The 22,211-nt window shown below is 41.9% G+C and carries 26 protein-coding genes; 6 read left to right on the top strand and 20 right to left on the bottom strand.

The features are described 5' to 3' along the window. Positions 1–51: 51 nt before the first annotated feature. Positions 52–477: a hypothetical protein gene (locus V1497_RS10115; protein WP_349407441.1), complete on the top strand. Its 426-nt coding sequence runs from the start codon at positions 52–54 to the stop codon at positions 475–477. 58 nt (positions 478–535) lie between these two features. Here V1497_RS10115 and V1497_RS10110 read toward each other — a convergent pair whose 3' ends face one another. Next, on the bottom strand, positions 536–1,726 hold the full coding sequence (locus V1497_RS10110; RefSeq protein ID WP_349407440.1) for a GTP-binding protein: 1,191 nt from the start codon (positions 1,724–1,726) through the stop codon (positions 536–538). A gap of 147 nt (positions 1,727–1,873) precedes the next feature. Further along, positions 1,874–3,451 (bottom strand): multicopper oxidase, encoded by a 1,578-nt coding sequence (locus V1497_RS10105; RefSeq protein WP_349407439.1) that lies wholly within the window; start codon positions 3,449–3,451, stop codon positions 1,874–1,876. A gap of 132 nt (positions 3,452–3,583) precedes the next feature. On the opposite strand from V1497_RS10105, the gene V1497_RS10100 reads away from it, so the two are divergent. Continuing rightward, positions 3,584–4,042 (top strand): DUF2512 family protein, encoded by a 459-nt coding sequence (locus V1497_RS10100; protein WP_349407438.1) that lies wholly within the window; start codon positions 3,584–3,586, stop codon positions 4,040–4,042. Between the two features lie 37 nt (positions 4,043–4,079). On the opposite strand, the gene V1497_RS10095 is transcribed toward V1497_RS10100, so the two are convergent. The 16 genes from V1497_RS10095 to trpD all read right to left on the bottom strand — a co-directional run bounded on the left by V1497_RS10095 (position 4,080) and on the right by trpD (position 18,081). Further along, the gene (locus V1497_RS10095; protein ID WP_349407437.1) at positions 4,080–4,841 is read right to left on the bottom strand and encodes an NRDE family protein; all 762 of its coding nucleotides are present in this window, start codon (positions 4,839–4,841) and stop codon (positions 4,080–4,082) included. A gap of 75 nt (positions 4,842–4,916) precedes the next feature. Next, a complete protein-coding gene (locus V1497_RS10090) occupies positions 4,917–5,378 on the bottom strand; it encodes a DinB family protein (RefSeq protein ID WP_349407436.1) in 462 nt (153 codons plus the stop codon). Between the two features lie 39 nt (positions 5,379–5,417). Further along, the gene (locus V1497_RS10085; RefSeq protein WP_349407435.1) at positions 5,418–6,062 is read right to left on the bottom strand and encodes an HAD family hydrolase; all 645 of its coding nucleotides are present in this window, start codon (positions 6,060–6,062) and stop codon (positions 5,418–5,420) included. Positions 6,063–6,190: 128 nt separating this feature from the next. Next, positions 6,191–6,379 (bottom strand): hypothetical protein, encoded by a 189-nt coding sequence (locus tag V1497_RS10080; protein ID WP_349407434.1) that lies wholly within the window; start codon positions 6,377–6,379, stop codon positions 6,191–6,193. A 169-nt stretch (positions 6,380–6,548) separates the two neighbouring features. Beyond that, a complete protein-coding gene (locus tag V1497_RS10075; protein WP_349407433.1) occupies positions 6,549–7,154 on the bottom strand; it encodes a superoxide dismutase family protein in 606 nt (201 codons plus the stop codon). Between the two features lie 163 nt (positions 7,155–7,317). Beyond that, positions 7,318–7,593, bottom strand: coding sequence for an MGMT family protein (locus V1497_RS10070; RefSeq protein WP_349410788.1), 276 nt, complete (start codon positions 7,591–7,593; stop codon positions 7,318–7,320). A 103-nt stretch (positions 7,594–7,696) separates the two neighbouring features. After that, positions 7,697–8,176, bottom strand: coding sequence for a GNAT family N-acetyltransferase (locus tag V1497_RS10065; protein WP_349407432.1), 480 nt, complete (start codon positions 8,174–8,176; stop codon positions 7,697–7,699). A 5-nt stretch (positions 8,177–8,181) separates the two neighbouring features. Beyond that, positions 8,182–8,430 carry a hypothetical protein gene (locus tag V1497_RS10060; RefSeq protein ID WP_349407431.1) on the bottom strand — a complete coding sequence of 83 codons (249 nt, stop codon included), beginning with the start codon at positions 8,428–8,430 and terminating at the stop codon, positions 8,182–8,184. A 220-nt stretch (positions 8,431–8,650) separates the two neighbouring features. After that, the gene (locus V1497_RS10055) at positions 8,651–9,868 is read right to left on the bottom strand and encodes an erythromycin esterase family protein (protein ID WP_349407430.1); all 1,218 of its coding nucleotides are present in this window, start codon (positions 9,866–9,868) and stop codon (positions 8,651–8,653) included. Between the two features lie 647 nt (positions 9,869–10,515). Continuing rightward, positions 10,516–12,696, bottom strand: coding sequence for an anthranilate synthase component I (locus V1497_RS10050; RefSeq protein WP_349407429.1), 2,181 nt, complete (start codon positions 12,694–12,696; stop codon positions 10,516–10,518). A 36-nt stretch (positions 12,697–12,732) separates the two neighbouring features. Next, positions 12,733–13,698 carry an aldolase catalytic domain-containing protein gene (locus V1497_RS10045; RefSeq protein WP_349407428.1) on the bottom strand — a complete coding sequence of 322 codons (966 nt, stop codon included), beginning with the start codon at positions 13,696–13,698 and terminating at the stop codon, positions 12,733–12,735. Beyond that, positions 13,685–14,485 carry a tryptophan synthase subunit alpha gene (trpA, locus tag V1497_RS10040; protein ID WP_349407427.1) on the bottom strand — a complete coding sequence of 267 codons (801 nt, stop codon included), beginning with the start codon at positions 14,483–14,485 and terminating at the stop codon, positions 13,685–13,687. Before trpA ends, V1497_RS10045 begins: the two co-directional genes overlap by 14 nt. Next, positions 14,478–15,683 carry a tryptophan synthase subunit beta gene (trpB, locus tag V1497_RS10035; protein ID WP_349407426.1) on the bottom strand — a complete coding sequence of 402 codons (1,206 nt, stop codon included), beginning with the start codon at positions 15,681–15,683 and terminating at the stop codon, positions 14,478–14,480. The genes trpA and trpB overlap by 8 nt, the downstream gene beginning before the upstream one ends. Further along, positions 15,661–16,308: a phosphoribosylanthranilate isomerase gene (locus tag V1497_RS10030; RefSeq protein WP_349407425.1), complete on the bottom strand. Its 648-nt coding sequence runs from the start codon at positions 16,306–16,308 to the stop codon at positions 15,661–15,663. Before V1497_RS10030 ends, trpB begins: the two co-directional genes overlap by 23 nt. Beyond that, on the bottom strand, positions 16,305–17,066 hold the full coding sequence (trpC, locus tag V1497_RS10025) for an indole-3-glycerol phosphate synthase TrpC (protein ID WP_349407424.1): 762 nt from the start codon (positions 17,064–17,066) through the stop codon (positions 16,305–16,307). The genes V1497_RS10030 and trpC overlap by 4 nt, the downstream gene beginning before the upstream one ends. Then, on the bottom strand, positions 17,059–18,081 hold the full coding sequence (gene trpD, locus V1497_RS10020) for an anthranilate phosphoribosyltransferase (RefSeq protein WP_349407423.1): 1,023 nt from the start codon (positions 18,079–18,081) through the stop codon (positions 17,059–17,061). Before trpD ends, trpC begins: the two co-directional genes overlap by 8 nt. Positions 18,082–18,773: 692 nt before the next feature. Here trpD and V1497_RS10015 point away from each other — a divergent pair. Further along, positions 18,774–19,055 carry a DUF3817 domain-containing protein gene (locus tag V1497_RS10015; RefSeq protein ID WP_349407422.1) on the top strand — a complete coding sequence of 94 codons (282 nt, stop codon included), beginning with the start codon at positions 18,774–18,776 and terminating at the stop codon, positions 19,053–19,055. 70 nt (positions 19,056–19,125) lie between these two features. Here the strand turns inward: V1497_RS10015 and V1497_RS10010 are convergent, their stop codons facing one another. Next, complete coding sequence (locus tag V1497_RS10010) at positions 19,126–19,560, bottom strand: hypothetical protein (RefSeq protein WP_349407421.1); 435 nt, start codon at positions 19,558–19,560, stop codon at positions 19,126–19,128. A gap of 181 nt (positions 19,561–19,741) precedes the next feature. On the opposite strand from V1497_RS10010, the gene V1497_RS10005 reads away from it, so the two are divergent. Both V1497_RS10005 and V1497_RS10000 read left to right on the top strand, forming a co-directional pair. Continuing rightward, positions 19,742–20,266, top strand: coding sequence for a hypothetical protein (locus tag V1497_RS10005; RefSeq protein WP_349407420.1), 525 nt, complete (start codon positions 19,742–19,744; stop codon positions 20,264–20,266). Positions 20,267–20,340: 74 nt separating this feature from the next. Continuing rightward, positions 20,341–20,997, top strand: coding sequence for a TVP38/TMEM64 family protein (locus V1497_RS10000; RefSeq protein WP_349407419.1), 657 nt, complete (start codon positions 20,341–20,343; stop codon positions 20,995–20,997). Positions 20,998–21,098: 101 nt separating this feature from the next. On the opposite strand, the gene V1497_RS09995 is transcribed toward V1497_RS10000, so the two are convergent. Then, entirely contained in the window at positions 21,099–21,383 is a 285-nt protein-coding gene (locus V1497_RS09995) for a glutaredoxin family protein (protein WP_349407418.1), read from the bottom strand. A gap of 123 nt (positions 21,384–21,506) precedes the next feature. Between V1497_RS09995 and V1497_RS09990 the strand changes: the two genes are divergently transcribed. Continuing rightward, complete coding sequence (locus tag V1497_RS09990) at positions 21,507–22,184, top strand: Crp/Fnr family transcriptional regulator (RefSeq protein WP_349407417.1); 678 nt, start codon at positions 21,507–21,509, stop codon at positions 22,182–22,184. Positions 22,185–22,211: the final 27 nt, after the last annotated feature.

Here is a 22,211-nt window from a genome sequence, read left to right as displayed (position 1 = left end):
TTAAAAGGGGGTTCTGTCCCCCTTTTTATACATATAAGGAGGGATGAAAATATGACGGTCTTTTTCGGCCTGCTCACCTTAGCGCTCTATATGTTCCAGCCTTATTTGGATTTGAAAGTCATACGAAAAGCACTAGGGATCGCTTTGTTTCTGGAACTTTTCTATCTTGTTGGACATTATCTCTCAGACTGGCCGTTCCCGACACCGACTGTCATCTTTCAAATCATTATTGTAGCTGCATTAGGTGTCGCACTAGGTGTTATTTTTTCTCGGATCTGGCCGTTACCCAAACATAAAGGCTTTGAACGGATTATGCGTACTTTCCTTCTTGTCATCCCTTCGCTTGGAATCGGAGTTGGTTTACAGCTTGTCCTTCAAGGAAACTACGCCACTCAAGCTATTTATCTCATGTTTGCATTGTCCGCTTGGCTAGGTTCGGGTCATTTTATCAAGTCTGATTCTCATACACCCAACTAAATTCTGATAGAAATAAGAGACCTGCATACGTGTAGTGCAGGTCTCTTTATTTGAACATTTATTCAGTCACGACAGCCATTGTAAATGGTGGTAAAGGGTCTGGAAACAAGCTCCACTCTAGTTTCATTTCCTCTTCTGTCAGTAGACAGGCATCTAAAGAATTCTCTATTCGATCTTTATCCATGTTGATTCCAATGAATACGAGTTCTTGCGTCCGATCTCCCACTGCCTCATCCCAATTTCGTCTTACTTCTTCCTCTTCCATCAAGATTTTCTTCTGTTCTTCCACAGGATAGCTCGCGATCCAATCTCCCGCACCTTGAATGGAAATGGAGGTTCCTGCTTGAGATAAAAGACCGACTGTATCATTTCTGGAAGATAACCAGAAGAACCCCTTTGCTCGAACTACCTCCACGGGCCAGTTTTCAAGCCACTCTGTGAGCCGTTCTGGATGAAATGGCTTTCTTCTTTTGTAGACGAAGGATGAAATTCCGTATTCTTCTGTTTCCGGCGTATGTTCTTCGTTAAGTTCCTTAATCCAACCAGCGCCTTGACTAGCCTTCTCAAAATCGAATAATCCGGTATTCAACACATTTTCTAATGACACGTTGCTGTAAGAGGTCTCAATAATTCGTGCATCGGGATTCAATTTGTGAAGTACGGCAAGCAATTCCAGTTTATCATCAGGTGAGACTAAATCGACCTTATTTAACAAAATGACATTGGCAAACTCGATTTGATCAATTAATAGATCAATTACTTCTCTCGTATCGTTCTCATCAAGATTTTGATGCCGATCGAGCAGACTTTCTCCACTCGCAAAATCTTCCCAAAAGCGATTGGCATCAACAACGGTCACCATCGTATCAAGTTCACAATACCTTGATAGATTAATCCCCAATTCTTCATCTTCATATGTAAAGCTTTGCGCAACAGGTATGGGTTCAGAAATTCCGGTGGATTCAATGACAATATAATCGATATCGAGCGTAACCAATTTTTCAACCTCTTTAATCAAATCTTCCCTTAAGGTGCAGCAGATGCATCCATTTTGTAACTCTACAAGCTTTTCTTCCGTTCTGCTGAATGCGCCCTTTTTTACCATCGATGCATCAATGTTCACTTCACTCATGTCATTAACGATAACCGCAATTTTTTTATTTTCTTCATTTTTCAATATATGGTTCAGTAAGGTTGTCTTCCCGGCCCCTAAATATCCACTTAAAACAGTAACAGGGATTTTTTTCATAACTGTCGTGCCTCCTAGGATGTTTTTCGAAATGATTACGATTTAGAAAAAAAGAAAAAGGATTGCTGACTTTGTTCCAGCAATCACTCGTTTAAATCGTAACGATTACGATTTATAAAATTATTATAATTATTAAACCTCAAATAATCAATGTTTATTTTTGGAGAACAGTTTTTCGATGATGTTTTTCTTCGGGATCACCTCATACGGTCTCATCATTTCCTGATCTTCATGCTCGAGCATATGACAGTGCCATACGTACCGTCCTGTGTACGGCTGAAACTTTCCAATAATACGGGTCACTTCCCCAGGATTCGCGCTTACTGTATCCTTCCATCCTCTCTCATATGGTGCAGGTTCCCTTCTCTCACCTGTAAATTTAAGGCTACCTGTCTCCTTGTAATGGTCTGCATCAAAAGGCTGCCGATCCAATATTTGAAACTGGATCAGATGCAAATGGATCGGGTGTGTGTCATCAGTTAAATTGATCAAGCTCCAGATCTCGATGGCTCCAAGCTGTGGGTTTTCTGAGATCGGATCATCCCATCGCTTACCATCCAATAGCATTAGGGGACGCCCGTATGCGTCTTTCGTGTGTACTAAGGTTAAAGGTCGAATGATGGACGCTTGGCTCTCCTTCAAATAGTTAATTGTGTTCAGTTGATCTGGCAGTACAGTGTCCTCCTCTCCCTTCAAAGGCTTAATCACTTTGAATGCCATGATCTGACCCGTTGTTGTAGGATCGGGCATGTTTCCATCCGGGAAAGGTGCAGGCGCTTGATTTTTCATGATAATCGTCTGTCCATTCAATTTTGCAAAATCAATGATCAGGTCAATCCGTTCTGCTGGGGCGAGCAAAAATTCATTAAGCTCGATTGGGTGATCGATCAGCCCACCATCCGTACCAATTTGATGAAATTTGTGCCGATTACTTAACGAAATTCTGTAAAACCGGGCATTCGAGCCATTCACAATCCTGAATCGGTACATCCGTGGTTCTACCTCAAAATAGGGCCAGACAACCCCATTTACCAAATTGGTTTCCCCAAAAAACTCGGGTACGACTGAAGGAAAGACGTTGGTCTGTTCGTCATCGGGCTTTGCAGGGTAGTATAACGTTCCATCTGAATTGAACGACCGGTCTTGGATCAATAACGGTATTTCATATTCCCCTTCCGGTAGCTTCAGGCGTTTTTCATTATCATCTCTGATGATATACAAGCCTGCTAATCCTGCGTATATATTCAGCCTGGTAATCCCGATCGCATGATCATGGTACCAAAGCAAGGTCGCTTCCATATCATTCGGGTAATCATAGGTCTCTTGAACAAAGAATGGACCGACTTCCTTAAAATTGTTTGTGAACCATGCGTCAGGATAGCCATCACTTTCTGGATTTACACGTGCACCATGCAGATGGACGACTGTCCTTACATTCGGAACATCTTGACCAGCTCCATGGACTGTATGATCCAACGGTAAGATATGTTCGTCTGGAAGCATGTTCAGCCATTTAACACGGATACGCTCTCCCTTGTTCACTTCAAAAGTAGGTCCTGGATATCGTCCTTGATAACCCCATACCACTGAATCAGGCAAGTCTTTATGAAGCTTTTGGAATACTTGCTTCATATTGATTTCAAAATGAGCGATTCCGTTTTTAACGTACAAAGGTCTTTGAATTTTAGGTATCGGTAGCCTGGTATTGAAAGGGGTGAGCTTCATTAACTCCCTCCTCATCATCGAATTCCTTTCTATTTTTGTATGCGGGAAGGACCTGTACCATGATCCAGGTAATATTACATCGTAAATTGGCAATCATAGGGATAGACTTATAAGATAAAGGAGTTATCAACATTGAATATTAGACATGTTGTTGCCGTTTCATCCAAGTTTTTGATCGTGTTTTGTATTTCAATTGCAACGTTAACACCATTCTTTGGTGTCTCCATCATCAACGCCTTATGGGTTTCAGCAGTGATTACAGCAATTGGATATGTAATCGGAGATTTATATATCCTCAAGAAGCTAGGGAACTTTTTTGCTACTGCTATCGACTTCGGATTCGTCTTCATTGTTCTGTGGCTGTTAGCTGAACCGATCGTCGATACCCCTTACAACCGTATGTTGGGTGCTGGAATCGCTTCATTCGGAATAGCGGCTTCTGAGTTCGTCTACCACATGTTCATTGAAGTGACCAACCCGTTGCACCCGTCGAAAGCCGACGTGAAAGGACATGGCTACGCAGTTGAAGTAGGAGAAGAGTTCGCTCCGGCCGATGATAAGTTGATTAACGAAAGTGATGAGGATAAATAACAAATAAAAAAGCTGACGCATTTGCGTCAGCTTTTCACTATTCAATTCGAAAGGTAAATCGTTCCGTATTCAGATGATTGTCTTTTACACTTCGTTCGGTCACATTTACATGACGATCAGACTTAACCGTCAAGACCGTCGAGGAGCGTGTCCCATACTTTTCCGTTTCAATGAAGATCGGAGACAGCTTCTTTTCCCACTCTAATCCGATACCTGTGTCAGGTAATCTGTGCTGTTCAGCAGGATCACGATTATCTAGGATGTTGAACAAACATTCTTGATCAATAACGGTTGTACCTGAAAGACATCGCTCCATATCTTCCTTGCCTTTCATGACTTTAGGCCATGGTGTATCAAGGAAGTGATTACTCAAACCATAAATACCTCGCTGAAGCTTTCGAATCTCATTTTGAACATTCGAGTAATAAAAGAGTACTTCGCTGTTTCCGACAATGAGGTTGTATCCCCGGTATTCGTGACGCTCCAGTTGCTTTTGTTTAAGGAACTCCAGTGGCTCCTCTCCATTTTGGAGAAAGTCAGACACAAGTTCTCCTCTTGAACGTTTATTTTCTGTCGATTCACTAGGATCCCTGAAATTCGTCAACGCAGCAAACCTTCCTTGTTTGGAGATGCCCATCCAGGTTCCCATTTCTTTCAGGTCCCGCCCTGCAAGGATCGAAGGATCGTCTTCCCAGAAATGCAGCGGTGCAGTAGGTCTTTCATAGAATTCATCACGATTCGCCGCAACAATCAACGGATAATCGTCATGGACCTTAAATGCGAAAAATAAGACACACATTCACTTCCCTCGTTTCTTCTGTTCACTATAGATAGTGTACCTGACGAGAGAGGATCATACACGTAAAAGGCTTTTCTAATTGGATATGACGAGACCTCGGTCAATCAGACTAGCCGAAACAGGCTTCTTCCCTAGTTCTCTTGACCAGATGGAAAGTTGTCCAATATGATGGATCTCATGTGCAATGATGTGTCTGAGCACTTCACCTTTTTTGTACTTGTTAAATCGGTGATCAAGCTCGTTTTCCATTTGACTACTCCAGCTTCGAATATACGCTTCAACTTCCGGATGAAATTCATTTGACAAGTCAATGACCTTTTGAAGCGTGTCATAACGGTCATAAGCTTCTTTTATGTCTGGCTTTCCTTGTAGAAGCTGTATCCAGCTGTATTCGACATCGACAACGTGATATAACGTCCGAATGATGCTTCCTACCCCACCAGTACGTTCCGCTCGTAATTCATTCTCAGGTACTTGTTTGCACCATTCAAACCATTCATTACGGACCTGCCAATTGTATTCAAATAAAGTTTGCATGATCGTCGTATCCCCCATCGATTAATTTGGATTAGGATCTTATTTTTTCTGGAGCAAATCCAGGTTCATGAATTCATTGACATCCTGCATGACATGATCCGGTTTTACCGCAAACTCGGTAACTTGTGTGTTCGGTAACCATTTTACGCCGATTGTGTAAAGACCTGCTCGTTTCCCGGCTTCAATATCCGCATCACTATCTCCTAGAAAAACAGCATCTTCTTTCTTGATATTCAGGTCTCTCAATGCTTGAATAACACCCTCTGGATGAGGCTTTGGGTTCTCGACTTCATCTCCCGTTATCGTTATATCAAAGAATTCATTCATTCGTAGTTCATCCATGGATATTTTGAGACTTCTACGAGATTTTCCTGTGACAATTCCAAGCTTTATACCTTCACGCTTGAGTTGTGTTAACAGGTGATGCAACTCTTCATGGAATTGAACAAAGTCTGAGTGTTTACTCATATATTCCTCATAATACATTTCAATCGCATCTTCATGATCGTCACTCTTCAATTGGTTTCGTATGATATCCGTTTCAGGAGGACCGAACATCTCCTTTATTTCATCGGACGTAAAGTCCTTCTGATCGAAATGATAAAACACACGATTGAAAGAATGGAAACATAAGGGCAAGGTATCTGCCAGGGTCCCATCAAAATCAAAAATGGCTGCTTTCATTCAACCGCCTCCTTCCTCTCTCTCAGTTGAGAGAAAATAATTTCTATCCTAAGCGTACCTTATGTGTCTGAATTTTTCACCTAATTAGAAAAAGGCGACCCCAGAAGGTCGCCTTCATGTACATCCAGTTAAGCTTTGTGAATAAGCTGTTTCACACCTTTGAAAATAAGAACAGCTGCAAAAACAATGACAGTGATAATTCCAATGATATCGATTGCGGAGCCAAAGCTTTCTAAAAAGGTGCCATCTAAAGAAATTCCAAGTAACATGTAACCCGCTACTAACGCAGCAAAATACGTGAAAATATTCCCTTGCACCTCACTCACCCCTTTCCTCTTGTTTTTTGAAACAAAAAAAGGTAAGTGGTGCAAGTGTATGAAGCATTTAGCCAGAATATGTTTCTATTTTTGTAAATATGGGAAAACAAAACACCCCTGTAGGAGATCACAGCCTTTGGGGTGTTTTGGTAAGAGTCTATCCTTTATTTTATTTCATTTCGCTTATGACACCGCATGCTACACGGTCACCTGCATCACCTGAGGGCTGTGATTTATTGTCGTCCGCCTTCTTGTGAATGATGAAGGCTGTCCCATTTGAGCCTATCAAGGAGTTCGGTTCCCCGCTTTTTAGCGTTACCTTTTCAGCAACAAACTCTTCTTGTACTTCACCGTTTTCGTCAACTGAAAGATTTGGCAGGTCTCCTGCATGTGCTTCTTCACCATGTTCAGTCCCATGACTCACATCATCCGGATTGAAATGTCCTCCAGCCGATTTGAAATCTGGAGCTTCACAAACACCTTTCTCATGAATATGGAATCCATGTTTTCCCGGAGATAGATTTGACGCTTCAACCGTGATCTTTACGCCTTCGAATTGTTGCTCGAGATCAACCGTACCGATATTATCACCGTCACTGTTTTTCAGATCCACACTTATTGGGACGACTTCATCCTTCACATTACCTTCATTTTCGTTCCCGCTTAATGATGGGTTTTCTTCATCATTTTGAGCATCATCAGACGTATCAGATCCGCAGGCAGCTAATAAAACAACGAACATGACAAGAAAGAAAATCCATAACGAGCGCTTCATCAGAGCTCCCCCTTCCATTGATTTCGTTACAAAAACCTTTCACATCTTTATCTGTCATTAAACTTTATCCAAGAAAGAATGGTCTATTTTCCTAATGGATTCTATCATTTTTCCCATATAAAAAAACTTCTAACCCTTGGGCTGAAGTTTTAGTTAACCATAATCATATGATGTTAACATCATCAATCCATTCTTCTGGATGGTGCTGATAATGCTTTAAATCAATTTTTAACGGTGAGGTCGTTGGCACGCCTTCTTGATGGAGTTTTTGTTTTTGGAGTGAGGCTAGGACTTCATCTTGAATTGAAATCTCGCCCTTCGAATTGATCACCCGGTGCCAGGGTAAATCATAAGGTTTACTCATCGTATGCAAGACACGAACGACTTGCCTTGCTCCTTTTGGACTCCCTGCCAACTTTGCAATTTGTCCGTATGTCATCACCTTGCCGGAAGGAATATCACTTATGATGGTAATAACTTTCTTAGTAAATGGCTTCAAATGGGATGTAACCTTCCTTTTAACTCAAATTTCTATTTTCATTTTATCTTTTTGACAAATCTTTCACAAATAAAACTCTATCATTTCCTTGTCCATCATAATTTGTTTGCACACTTACCCCATTTACTTCCTCGTCTCCCGGAATGATTAAAAATCCCATCTGTCTATGAAAAAGAATGGAATGCTCGTTTATCGGTGACGTGATGGCGTAAACCTTGTTAATGTTCATTTCTTGTACCTTAGCGAAAAACGTATGATAAAGCTTCCTGCCGAGTCCGAGTTTTCGGAAATCAGGATGGACTCCTATGAGATGGATATACGCCTCATCTTCTCTCGTCTGTGATCGAAATCCGATTAAAAATCCGACAATGTGATCATCTTCTTCAACAATGAAACTAGTATCCTGAAAATGTTCAAATAAAAAGCGAGGCAATAGATGAGCTACCTCTCTACCGCCCCACCACTCATTTAATCGAGGAATGATCCGTTTAAAATCACGCGTGTCACTGTTTCTTATCAACATCCGTTTTATTGCACCTCTCGATTCCTTTTGCCTTTTTCAATCATCGTCCAGATGGTATATATGAATGCTGAAACACCAACAACGATTAAAGTACCGTCCAATAACAAATCAACATCCAATTCGTGGATGGTCCGCACCGCTTCACCATCGGGACCAGGATACATAAAGGTCCATCCGTTATAATCGAGTGTAAAATACGCGATGGAAACACCAATTAAGACACCTAGGAGTATGGAAACAAAGCCTTTCCTCACTATTCATCCCTCCTAATTCGCTTTTCAAATATTTCGATCATTAAACTCATTATCCTCTAATGAATTTGATTATGTTGAGCGGATAGGAATTATGAACCTATTTGACGTTAAATCACACCAAATTTAAGATTTATGAACCTATTTTGGAAATTATGAACCTAGATTAGAAAAAATGAACCTATTTCAAAAATTATGCGTCGATTTACTAGAATGAAAATAGTTAATTGGTTATATATCTTGGTGGAGTGACTTCTTTAAACACGATGACACCATCGTATTGACGACTCGGAATCATATTAAAGAGTCGATTACCGTCAATGAAACTAGGTGTAGGCTTGAAAATCCATTCACTCCCTTTTTCTTTTTCTACGCTCCCAAAATCAATGAATGAAATGTCATGGTTGCTTGAACTTACAATCCATTCCATGCTTCCTTTTGGCCGTGGGGCTATGACGTATTCTTTACGATCGTTGAACGCTGCTTTCCCTTCATTCATATATAAGCCGATATAATAAGCCCTATCTCCTAACGAAGTAGCCATTCTTTCCCCCATTGATATGAAATCGAATCGAGAACCTTGAAGGTTTTTGTTCCATTGGAAAGCATTTGATCGGCTTTTCTCAATGTGACCGTTGTGAGCATATACAATGATTTTCTCTTCGGGAAAATACTCTTCAATAAGCCATTCTAAATTTTTTGCCGACCAATCATCACGTATGTTGTACAACAGACTCGTTTTTTCATCTGACGTCTTAAATTCTGGTGAGTTTTGAACAGTGTAAAATTTTTCGATGGCGATGATCCGATACTCAAGTATCCTCTCATGTAGCATTTGTATTTTTGAATCAGGATGAGGGTGCTGTTCGATTGTGTTTAATAAAGACTCGTAGTCTTGGGCTAAAGTCGTCAATTCTTCCTGTGACGTTTCATCCCAAAGACGTTTAAAGCGTTTTTCCAGGCTGGCTATATTCTCCTCAGCATTATCTAAGAATTGATACGTTGTTTGGAAGTATTGTTGATAGATGTTGCTGTTCTGGAATTGAATATCAAACCCTGTCAAAGTTAACGGTCTATCGGTTTTGCTTTTTTGCTGGATATAAGAAAACAATGAAGACGATTCTTCACTGTGCCAGACGCCAAAGATCGATTCTTTCATCATCTCTTCGGATGTCATGCCCTCCATCAAGTGAAATGAACTCGTCGTCTCTGCAAGTCCGCTTTCGAACGCTAAAACATTGAAGCCCATTTCCTTATGTAAAAATTTAATCAGGCGAGCTTTTAGTGCCTGGTATTCCGAAACACCATGGGAACTCTCTCCCAAAAACACCACCTGCTTGTCCTCCAGCACTTCTTTCAAAAACTGTAGGTCACTGAAGTCTGAAGAGTCAACAGATTGGATGGGTTTTGCATTTTCAGAAGCCCAATCAACCCATTCCATGTGGGTTTCTACATCATTTTCTGTTGATTCTTTTACAGTCTCTGTGTTGGGTGGATCAGTGTTCGTACATGCAACAAGAGTAATGAGTAGGATTCCTATAAAAGAATACTTGATTTTGAAGCACCCTCTTTGTTAGATAATGGAAAGTTGTATAATTCTCTATTAAACAACCAGACGAATATTCCTTTAAAAGTGGATGTGAATTTTGGGGGAATAAACGCCTCTATCCTCTCCGAATATGAGAGAAATAGAGTATTGAGGGTAAGATAACACCTCTATCCTCCCCTAAAACTGAGAGGAATACAGTTTTGAGGGTAAGATAACAGCTCTATCCTCACCCAAAATGAGAGAAATACAGTTTTGAGGGTAGGATAACACCTCTATCCTCACCCAAAAGGAGAGAAATGGAGTTATGAGGGTAAGGTATTGCCTCTATCCTCACCAAAAATGAGAGAAATGGAGTTTTGAGGGTAAGATAACACCTCTATCCTCACCAAAAATGAGAGAAATGGCGTTTTGAGGGTAAGGTAACGCCTCTATCCTCCCTGAAAATAAGAGAAATACAGTTTTGAGGGTAGGATAGCAGCTCTGCATAATGTTCTTAAAAAAGAAAACAAGCAGCCTATTAGGCTGCTTGTTTTTGTTATCTACACTCTTACACTTCTATCATTATTGACGATGGTTTTCATGACATTCATAATGATTCTCAAGCCGATTTGATCGTTTGTACTGACTATGGATTCCGGATGAAACTGGACACCATAGATCGGAAAATCACGATGCTCGATAGCCATTGGAATGTTGTCCTGAGAGCAACCAGTCACTTTCAACGTTTCAGGGATCGTCTCAGCATAAATGGAGTGGTAACGGCTGGCGTTGAACGCTTCTGGTAATCCCGCAAACAATTGATTCTCTCCTAGTTGAGTAATTCTGGAGGTTTTCCCGTGTTGAGGGTAGCTGAGGACATCCAACCTTCCACCGAAGTATTCGACAATACCCTGGAACCCTAAGCAGACACCGAAAATCGGAATTTCCTTATCCAAACATAAGCGAATCGTATTCGACACCTGAAACCTTTCTGGTAAACCAGGGCCAGGTGAAAGGACAACCAGATCATAATGAAGACCCTCCTGGATGACCTGTCGGGCAATTGGAGCTCTCATCGTCACGACCTCAGCACCGGTTTGTTTAAAGTAGTTCCCCAACGTATGGACGAAGGAATCCTCATGATCGATAATGAGCACTCTCTTTCCCACACCCTGTTGCTTTTCCCGATTCGTCTCCTGTTTCGTTTCGGTTTCCTGGATTGCTTTTCGCAGACCCGCCGCTTTGATCAATGTCTCTTCTTCTTCCGCTTCCGGAATCGAATCATAAAGAAGTGTTGCGCCTGCTCGAATCTCAGCAATTTCATCCTTCAAGCGGATTGTCCTCAACGTCAAACCCGTATTCAGATCACCATTGAAGCTGTACCAGCCCACGGCGCCGCCGTACCATCCTCTTGGTGTCTCTTCATGTCTTTCAATCCAATCAATCGCTGATTTTTTTGGAGCACCGGTCACAGTTACTGCCCACATATGCGATAGGAATGCATCCAGTGCATCGAATTCCGGACGTAGATACCCTTCAACATGGTCAACCGTATGAATCAAATGGGAATACAGTTCAATTTGTCTTCTTCCCACCACATTTACAGAACCGGGGATGCAGATTCGTGATTTATCGTTTCGGTCGACGTCCGTGCACATCGTCAATTCTTCTTCATCTTTTTTTGAATTGAGGAGTTTCCGGATCTGGTCTGCGTCTTCCAGTGCATTGCTTCCTCGCTTGATTGTTCCTGATATCGGGCACGTTTCAACACGTTTTCCTTCTACCCTGACATACATTTCAGGTGATGAACCGACAAGAAATTCCTCACCGAGGTTGATTATGAAACCATAAGGACTTGGATTGATTTTCTGGAGTCGATTAAACACCTCCGAAGGTTTGGAATGACACGTTTCATAGATGGTCTGTGAGGGTACGACCTCGAACATGTCACCACTTTTAAAAGCGGCTTTCGCCTTGTGGACGAGACTTGCATAATGGCCTGGTCGGTATTCTTCGGAAGGTTGAGCACGATTTCGTTGTCCTCTTGACTTGTCGCCGATTCTTTCCTTGTCGTTCGTACACAAATGTTCATATTGGAATTCATAGGACAATTGATAGGCTTTGGTTGCCTGATGATCGACCACAATGATTTCATCTGGTAAATAGAGAACGATATCGGATTGATGATCGTACCTTTCCAGTTTTTGCTCAATCGGCTCGAATTGGAAGACGAGATCGTACCCAAACGCACCATATAATCCCAGAAACGAATCCTCTTCGGATGCGAAAAGCGACTTGATCTCTCTAATGACCGTAAAAATGGACGGTTGCTGACTCCGTTCCTCTTCAGCAAATACACCTGTTGAATCAGAAACCAATCCTTTTATAACGGACTCCTCCATTGAGAGGGCTGATAAATCGTTTTGCTTCTTCAACTGCTCAAAAATAGGGGGCAACAACACAAACCCTCGTTTATTCAGTGCCTCAACCGTAAAGCTCTTCTCCTTTGCACGGATGACGATGGGAGGATGTATGAACCCGACATCCCACCTTGAATATCGACCGGGATACTCGTAACGGCTTGAAAATAGCGCCCCACGGTATTCATCTACCTTTTCTAGGATATGATTCAGTTGCTTTGTGCCATCTACCACTTTTTTCGTCCGGCTAATCTGAATTCCACCACTGGACACATATTTGTGCTGGATTCCATCTTTCATCAACTGTAAGAAATTCTGCATGCTCACCTAACTCTCCTGTCTCAGCTCTTCTCTCAACTATCTCGCCACTTGTAGTGGGCGATCTTTATCTTTAGTCGTCTGTTCATAAAACTCTAGATAGTTGTCTTTTGCTTCTGTTTGATTACGTAACTCGATTGCAGTTCTTGGGTGCTCATTCAATTGGCCTGATAATGCATAGGGTATCAGATATCCCCACTCTTCTAATTCGCGAAGTGGTATGAACAATTCTTCAATCGCTTTTAGAATAGGCTTGATGTTATATTTCGGATAGAGATAACCGATCAATAACTCTGTTGGGCAATTGCCAGCTGCTCTCCCCATCCCATAGACGGTAGAATCCATGAAACGACATCCAGCTTGATTTGCGGTAATGGTATTCGCAAAAGCCAGCTGCAGGTTGTTGTGTGCGTGGATGCCGATCTGTTTACCAGGTAGGGATCTTTTATAAATCTTTGTTAACCTGTTGATATCATCCATATATAAGCTGCCGAATGAGTCGACAATGTAGACGATATCAACTTTAGATGATCGTACTTTGTATAGTTGTTGTCTTAGTTCCGTCTCGTTGACACGTGAGATCGCCATGATGTTCAATGCGGTTTCATAGCCTTTTACATGAAGGTCGTTAATTGCGCCGATTGCTTCCTCAATTTGTGAACTGTAACAAGCGACGCGCACCAAATCAACAATGCTCTCATCTTTAGGCGGAATTTCATTTACGTAAAACTTTCCAATGTCCACCATGACAGACAGCTTCGTGCTTTTTTTTACAGGAACGGCTTTTCTGATTACTTTTTCCTCACAAAAACGCCAAGGTCCTATACCTACCTCGCCTACTAGTTCAGGCGAATTCCGATAGCCGATTTCCATGTATTCAACCCTTGCTTGGTTGAGCGTTTCATATAGACGGCTTACAAACTCAACACCAAAGTTCCATTGATTCACAAGCCCTCCATCTCTAATTGTACAGTCGATGATATTCAAGCTCTCAGCTGTTGACATGTTGCTCACCATTTACGAGTGAAGAAACATAAGCTTTGAAGCTGCTTCCAAATTCCAATGTAGGATCGATTCGAATTTCATGTGCTTTTTTAATCAAAGAGCTTCCAATAATAACTCCGTCACATAATTCCCCGACATCGACGAACTGTTGTCGGGTTGAAATTCCAAAGCCGAGAGCAACAGGTATCGTTGTGTAGGACTTCGCTTCCTGCAGCAACCGTTTCGTTTCTGGATGGAAGTCTGAACGTTCACCGGTCACACCAAGTGAAGAAACGCAATATAAGAATCCTTGAGCTTCTTCAGCAATTCGGAACAGCCTTTCACGTGACGTGGTTGGAGCGACAAGGGATATGAAGCTGATTTCTTCTGCTCGACATCTACCCCTCAAGCTATGACTTTCTTCAAACGGCAGATCTGGTATAAGGAGTCCATCTACATCGTTTTCTTTTGCCAATTGGAAAAATCGATCCTCTCCAAGTTTTAGAAACGGATTGATGTAGGTGAAAATGAGCACAGGTATATCCAATCCCCGTTTCCGCATTTCTCCGACAAGGATCATTGCTTTCCCGATCGTCATCCCCTTCGCACGTTTTGCTGCCTCCTGGATAACAGGGCCATCAGCGAGGGGATCAGAATATGGAATTCCGAGTTCCAATACATCTGCTCCTTCTTCTTGTAAAAGAAGTGCTGTTTCAATTGTGTCTTCGGGTGATGGATCTCCAGCCATGATAAAGGGGATGAACATAGGTTTCGGTGCATTCTTCAATGTTTGGAATCGGTTATTCATAACTTCCATCCTCCTCCAGAAGGTTCATGATTGTTGATACATCCTTATCGCCACGACCTGAAAGGCATACAACGATGGATGTATGTTCAGGTTGATTGACGGCTTCCTCGAATGCCTGGGCTAGCGCATGTGCACTCTCAATTGCAGGAAGAATCCCTTCTTCCTCTGATAAGATTTTCAAGGCTTCAAGGGCCTCAGCATCCGTAATCGTTTTATAGGTGACTCGCTTTGTTGCTGCGAGATGAGAATGTTCAGGACCGACACCTGGATAGTCGAGCCCAGCTGAAATGGAATAAGGCTCTAGGATCTGACCGCTCTCATCCTGGTTCAAAAAAGTCATCGATCCATGTAGAACACCGATTGATCCCGTTGTAATGGAGGCAGCATGCTTTCCAGTTTCGAGGCCTAATCCCCCTGCTTCCACTCCGATGAGTTCCACTTCTTCATCCTCAAGGAATGGATGGAACATTCCCATCGCGTTGCTCCCACCTCCAACGCAAGCAATGACTGTTTCAGGAGCTCCTCCTTCGTATTCGTTGAACTGCTCCTTCGTTTCTAAACCGATAATCCGTTGGAAATCTCGTACGATTCGTGGATAAGGATGTGGTCCTACAACCGATCCGATACAGTAAAACGTATCCTGTACGGCTCCAGCCCAATAACGAATCGCTTCATTGGTGGCATCCTTCAATGTCTTGCTTCCACTTGTCACTGAGACGACTTCAGCTCCCAGAAGCTTCATTCGAAATACATTCAACGATTGTCTTGCAATATCTTCCTGACCCATGAACACTTTACAGGAAAGACCATATCTGGCACATGCAGTGGCGACGGCAACCCCATGTTGTCCTGCTCCTGTCTCTGCCACAACTTTCGTCTTGTTCATCCTTTTGGCAAGTAACACTTGTCCAATTGCATTGTTGATTTTATGTGCGCCTGTATGGTTCAAATCTTCACGTTTCAAGTAGATCTTCGCTCCTCCGAAACGTTTCGTCGTATTCTCGGCAAAAGTTAGCGGTGTGGGTCTTCCCGAATACAAGGTCAATTCTTTATTGAGTTGTTCTTGAAACGTATTGTCCTCCATCGCTTTCTGAAAGGCTTCTTCCAATTCTTCAAGTGCAAACATCAACGTTTCTGGTACATAACGTCCGCCAAATTGGCCGAACCGTCCTTTTTCATCTGGATATACCGTATGCATGTGCATTCATCCTTTCTATCAGTTTTGTTATTTCCGTTTCACTTTTCGCTTCATCTCGTTCTACCCCGCTGGATAGGTCGATGCCAATCGGTCCATAGCCAAGGCATTCTTGGACATTTTTGGCAGTCAAACCGCCTGCTATAAAGCAAAGTTTGTTATGTTTTTTGGCAAAATGCGTGTAGGAAGGAATCGCCTTCCAGTCGAATCGGACTCCAGTCCCGCCAGTTCGACCATTCACTTTCGTATCAATGACGAAGCCCTCCACTACGTCCACATAAATCTCCATTTCGTCGAGCGTACGTTCAGAATGGGAAAGTGCTTTCCAGATTTCCTTTCCTGTGCGTACCTTCAGATCCTTTATAAACGTAATGCTTTCGGTGCCATGAAGCTGAAGGACATCCAAATCGACTTCCTCTAATACCTCCTGGACTTCCATTACTGTTGGATCGACAAACACCCCGACAAGCAAGCTCTTCCGATCATCAGGTATCCATTGTTTCACTGTTTGGGGTGTAACCTGTCGTTTACTTTTTGCAAAGATGAATCCGACATAGTCGGCTGAGCTCGTATTGATTAAGTGAAAATCTTCTTGTGTACGTGCTCCGCAGATCTTTAATTTCGTCATGTGTTCTCACCAAAAAGACTTGATATACAATCCGTTATTGACGTGGCACGCATCAAGGTTTCTCCGACCAGGATGCCCTTCGCTCCTGCTTGTTTGACTAAGCTGATATCCTTAGCGCTCGCAATCCCGCTCTCACTGATGAATGGGATATGCTTCGGTACATGCTGCGCGATAACCTGAGTATGTTCCACGTTCGTCTCGAACGTCCGTAAGTCGCGATTATTGATTCCGAGTAGATCTGGTGTAAAGGTATCCAGTACGGTTTCTAATTCTCTGACGGAATGGACTTCCATTAAGACCTCCAATCCAATCTCTTTTGCACTCAAGTAAAGTTCCTTGGCTTGATTGGGCTCGAGTATCGCTTGTATGAGAAGAATGGCATCGGCGCCGATTGCCCTGCTTTCTTTGACTTGAATCGGATCAATGATGAAATCTTTCCTCAAAAGCGGGAGGTTGTTCATTTCCCTTATTTGTGTCAAATACTCTTTTGCTCCTTGAAAATAATCGCGATCGGTTAGCACGGAAATGGCGTGAGCGCCTGATTTCTCGTACGTTTTCGCAATCATAACCGGATCAAAATCCTTTCGGATGAGTCCTTTAGACGGGGAAGCTTTTTTTACTTCCGCTATGAGTCCGAGCGCTTGATTCGGATTAAGGATAGCTTCTGACAATGAGCGGATTGGATAAGGTTTTTCAGGAAACGTATCGGGAATTTCCTTAACTTCCTGTCTTTTGGTATCCACAATCTGACTAAGCATAGGATCTCTCCTCTGTGTTTGTCATGTGGTGATAATGATTGAGAACACGACCTGACTCAAGTGCATCCTTCACGATCGGAACAGCACTTGTAAACGTTTCAGCTTTACCTGAAGCGACAAGGCCTGCAGCAGCATTCAGGATGACGATATTCTTAGCGGAAGGATTGGATGTACCGTTGAAAATCCGCCGAATCAAGGCTGCACTCTCAGGTGGTGATTTCACCTGGATCTCTGTTAAGGAGCCTTGTTTTAGTCCAACATCTTCAGGGTGAATGACCATTGACTCAATGTTATCTGGCGTCACCACGAGTACGTTCGTGGTTGTCGTAATCGTACATTCATCCAAGCCATCCTTGCCTGAAACAATCAGTGCTTTTTGTATACCGAGTCTTTGTACGACCTGGGCCATTTTACGGGCAAGGTTGTGATCATATACTCCGATCAACTGACGGCTGCAGCCTGCAGGGTTACAGAGTGGTCCTAGAATATTAAAGACTGTTCGGAATCCGATGTCTTTTCTTGGATGAACAGCATGCTTCATCGCAGGGTGATATAACGGTGCAAACAGGAACGTCATGGAATGCGAATCGAGTGCTTGGATCGCTTCCTCCACTCCCGATTGGGTGGGTATGTTCAATTGTTCCAAGACATCTGCACTACCGCTTTTTGATGAAAAAGAACGATTTCCATGCTTCGCTACCTTTACACCTAACGCTGCCATCACGATGGCAGAAGCTGTTGAAATGTTGAATGTCCCAGAATCGTCCCCGCCAGTACCACATGTATCAACTGCATCTTCCAGTGGTTGGGGGAATTGAACAGCATGTTTTCGCATCGATTTTGCGAAACCAGTCAATTCATCGACGGTTTCTCCTCGCATACGTAAGATGGTCAGTAAACTCGCAATCTGGTTTGAGCTGACCTTGCCTGTCATAATATGATCCATGATAGAGTGGGCTTCTTTTTCTGAAAATGTCGCCCCTTCTATGGCGTGTTTTAATTGGGTTTGTATCATTTAGAGTCTCCTCTCGATCTTTTTTATCGTTCATAGACCAAGAGAAGTTCAAGGTGGGATAAATTTGAATTGTTTAACATAATGAATAGACATCTCTATCACGCTCCTATTTATGGAGACTGATAGAGCTGAGGTATAAATATTGGAAGGTATAAAATAAAAAAATCCCAAGGACATAAAGGTACCCAAGGAATCGTCATGCTTAAACGTACCTTAGCTCGCCTCAACTCTCTCAAACTCGTCTCTCATTCTCATCTCAACTAATCTAACTTTATTCTAAAAACTTAAACATATCTTAGTAAATTTACTGACAACTTGTCAAGGATTAATTGTTATACAATGTTTCGCTTTGTTAAAGGATGCATATAGTATGCTTCAGGCGGACGCTTTCCGCGGGCAACGCTTCAGCCTCCTCACTTCCACAGGATGTGGTGGCTTCGACGTTCACCACAGGACGTGGTGGTTGTTAGTCGAAGATCCTTAATTCCTCGCTCTGTGGGGTCTTCAGCTGTTGCTTTTCCCGCTGGAGTCGCCGCCTTACACTTCTATTCTTCCTAATATCAAGCCTGATTTTTAGCATAACCCCTCAAAAGGAATTGTCATAAATCGTCTACAAAAAAGAAGTATGTTATGCATATGAGGTTGTTATAATGACAATGGAACACGTACAATGATCTAGAAACAGGAGTGATATGATGCTGAAAATGTTCCGATACGTAGGATATTCTGAAGGAGTGTCTTTCTTATTATTGTTAGGAATTGCAATGCCATTAAAATACATATTCGATTATCCGCTCGCTGTTAGTATTGTCGGCGCGATCCATGGAGGGTTATTCGTCCTCTACTGCATGATGGTGGTTTATCTGAAATTCAATCTGGACTGGTCGATGAGAAAAGCTGCCTTAGGAATCATCGCTTCCGTCCTTCCATTCGGCCCTTTTGTATTCGACGCGAAATTGATACAAAACTCATAAATTTGACCCCACCAACAACAGTTGGCGGGGTTTTTTCGTTACATATCTCTAATGGGTATCACAAGGGGTTTTATTTGTTCGTCTTATTGTATACAAAGGCAAGGATTAAGGCGAAACCGATATGTGTCATCAAATTCATTAGTTGAGCGCCTGTAAACGCCTTTCCGATCATCACACCCATTCCAAGCATTGCAGGCATGATTAATAGTGGTCCGATTATCCATAAGACAATTCCATAGATGATGGCTAAACCATAGATGTTGCTTCTGCCTGATGCCAGCGCACCAAACCCTAATCCGAAAATTACACTGATGACCATATGGACGAACCAGCCAACTGCCACACTTTCTGAACCGACCAACATTGCAACCATCGGGAGTTTGCCCATCATCTGCATAAAGAGCCCAAATACAATACCAGCTACAATTCCTCCAATTGCGGATGCTTTCAGTGATGTTCCCATAGTCAATGGATTCGTTTCATTCACACTTTTGACTTCTGCCATTATTTTTCACTCCTTTCAAAAGTTACTTTCATTATAAAAAGAATCCCCTTTCATTACTGTAAGGTAAATTACAAAATATTCGGTCAATGAGTTCCATATTAAGGAAAGTCAGAATAGGCATTCGCACAATTTGTGACTTCATTTCATATACTTACAGCATCTAACTACCCACAGGAGGAACATGATGCATCAATATTACTACACCATCATGAGACTGTTAGGATACTGGCCTGAACCACAACGACACGTCGGTTATGAACTGATACAAAAATACGGAATGCCAGATGAATATACGACGAGTGCTCTCATTTGGTTCCATCGAGGACCATGGAATAATATCATGTTGTTCCGAGAGTCCGTTGCTCATGATTTCCCTACTCCTCACAAGGACTTTTTAGAACAAACGATCAGTTACAAAATTCCAATTGATCTCTATGATGAAATTGCCACCTTTGATGGGAGTGTGTATCCAGACCGGACAAAAGGAGAAGTTTCGGTCAAGTGTCATAATGAAGCAATGAATATCCTGACGTTGAATCTTGTGCATGATATCGTGACCGGAAAACGAACCGTACGAGAAGCAAGAGCATTTTATGGTAAGATCGCCAATGCTTACAATAAAGGGGATCAAAGTTCAGCCTATACAGAAAGACTTCTATTTCCGAAACAAACGAATACTGCTGATGCGGATATTTCAATTTTCTAAAAGATCCAGTTTATTCGTCTTTTACCAGGAGAAGCAGTATAATGGAGAGCAATTATCTTTTAGGAGTCTTCATAGTGAAAAAAACGCTAACCATTGCTCTCTTTATTATCCTTACAGTTTTTCTTATTAATAACGGGCAGGATTTAATCGGATTATTAACAAGCGATTCCTTGGACCATGTTGTGGTTTATGTCCAATCTTGGGGGATTCTTGCACCTCTTATAAGCATTGGATTGATGATATTTCAGGCAGTTGCGGCGCCTATCCCTGCTTTTCTTGTAACGAGTACAAACGGATTGTTATTTGGATTGCTTTGGGGAACGATCATCTCATGGACGGGTGCGATGTTGGGAGCTCTAGTCGCTTATTACCTTGCAAAGAAGCTGGGGTATGAATATGTTAAAAAGAAAGTGTCGAATAGCCATCTGATCCATAAATTAGATCATCTCAATGGAAAATATGCCTTTTGGATTGTTCTCTTCGCTCGTTTAATTCCTGTCGTATCCTTTGATTTGATCAGCTTTGCAGCGGGTCTTGCAGGAATGAAAATGAGAACTTTTCTTCTTTCAACCGGCATAGGCATGCTGCCGGCAACGATTGCTTATACGGTATTAGGTCACGATATGAAAGAGATTGAAACGTTCAATGAAAGAATGCTCATCATCATTGGTATACTTGGAATTCTGACCATCATAGGCTTTGTATTCCGGAAAAAATGGCTCAATAAATAAAAAATCAGGGAGACAGACTACCCCATCTGAAACCCTGGTTTTTCATTTGTATTGATTTACTTGTCGTTCTTGGCTGGTTCGTAAACTCCGTTATTACCTACTCAACATGTTGAATCGGGTTTAATGTTGCTTTTGACAATTCTATCACCACTTTGGATGAGTATTTTATTAATTTCTTCTAGACAATCACCTTTAATGATACGATTACCATATATGAAAAGCGGTACATAAACTTCACCGATATAGGCTTTTAAATCCCGATGTCGATCGGGTGTTTGGGACAAATTCACTTCGCTGAAATCGATATCCATTGATAGTAAATGGTTTTTTACGATTTGACATCGAGAGCAACTATTAATCGTATAAAGTACAGGTGTATCATACATGACACAAACCTCCTCTTCATCCTCATACTATCTTAATCAAATGTGAAAAGTATGTAAGGTATATTACTTTTATGAGCGTGCAAGCAATTTATAATAGAAGTAGCTATAGGAGGGATAACTGATATGGACAAGCTTAAATACCTATCACAAATCAACTTATTTGAAGAAATGCCGATGAACGAATTAGAAGAAATCGATCGAATATCAGATATGCAGCCTTTGAAGAAAGGTACAACGATCTTCACTCCTGAAACGAACATCCAAGCTTTATATTTATTGAAAAAAGGACAAGTACGTCTCTATCGTATGAGCGAGAATGGGAAGCAATTCACTGTAGATATTCTAGGAGACGGTAATATCTTTGGTGAAACAGCTACTTTTTCATTAACGGAAGAACAAGATTATGCAGAAGCAATGTCCGATGTCTATCTTTGTGTAATCGGGAAATCTGAGTTTGAAAATCTGATTGAACAAAATCCAAAGCTTGCCATTAAACTGATTGAAATTCTTTCCTCTCGACTTAAGGATATTTATGAGGTAAGTGAACAAATTGCGTTAAGAGACGTCCGTTATCGCGTCCTCTCATTGTTATTGAAGTTAAGTGAAAAGTTTGGAAAACGGAGTAAAGAATGGCAGACCATTGATGTGAAAATCACCCATCATGATATTGCAACCATGGTCGGCTCAAGCCGTGAAACGGTAAGTGCGATCATTAGTCAATTAAAAAAAGAAGGAATCATCAAAAAGACCATCGTGTCTATGAAAATCAATGCGGACAAAGCGATGCAGGAACTCGACTAACCAAAGAAGGTGACCAAAGAGGTCACC

This window comes from Pseudalkalibacillus sp. SCS-8 (assembly GCF_040126055.1).
GTDB lineage: Bacteria > Bacillota > Bacilli > Bacillales > Fictibacillaceae > Pseudalkalibacillus > Pseudalkalibacillus nanhaiensis.
The sequence above is the reverse complement of the archived record's forward strand: the minus strand, read 5'-3'. Positions and strand labels throughout refer to the sequence as shown.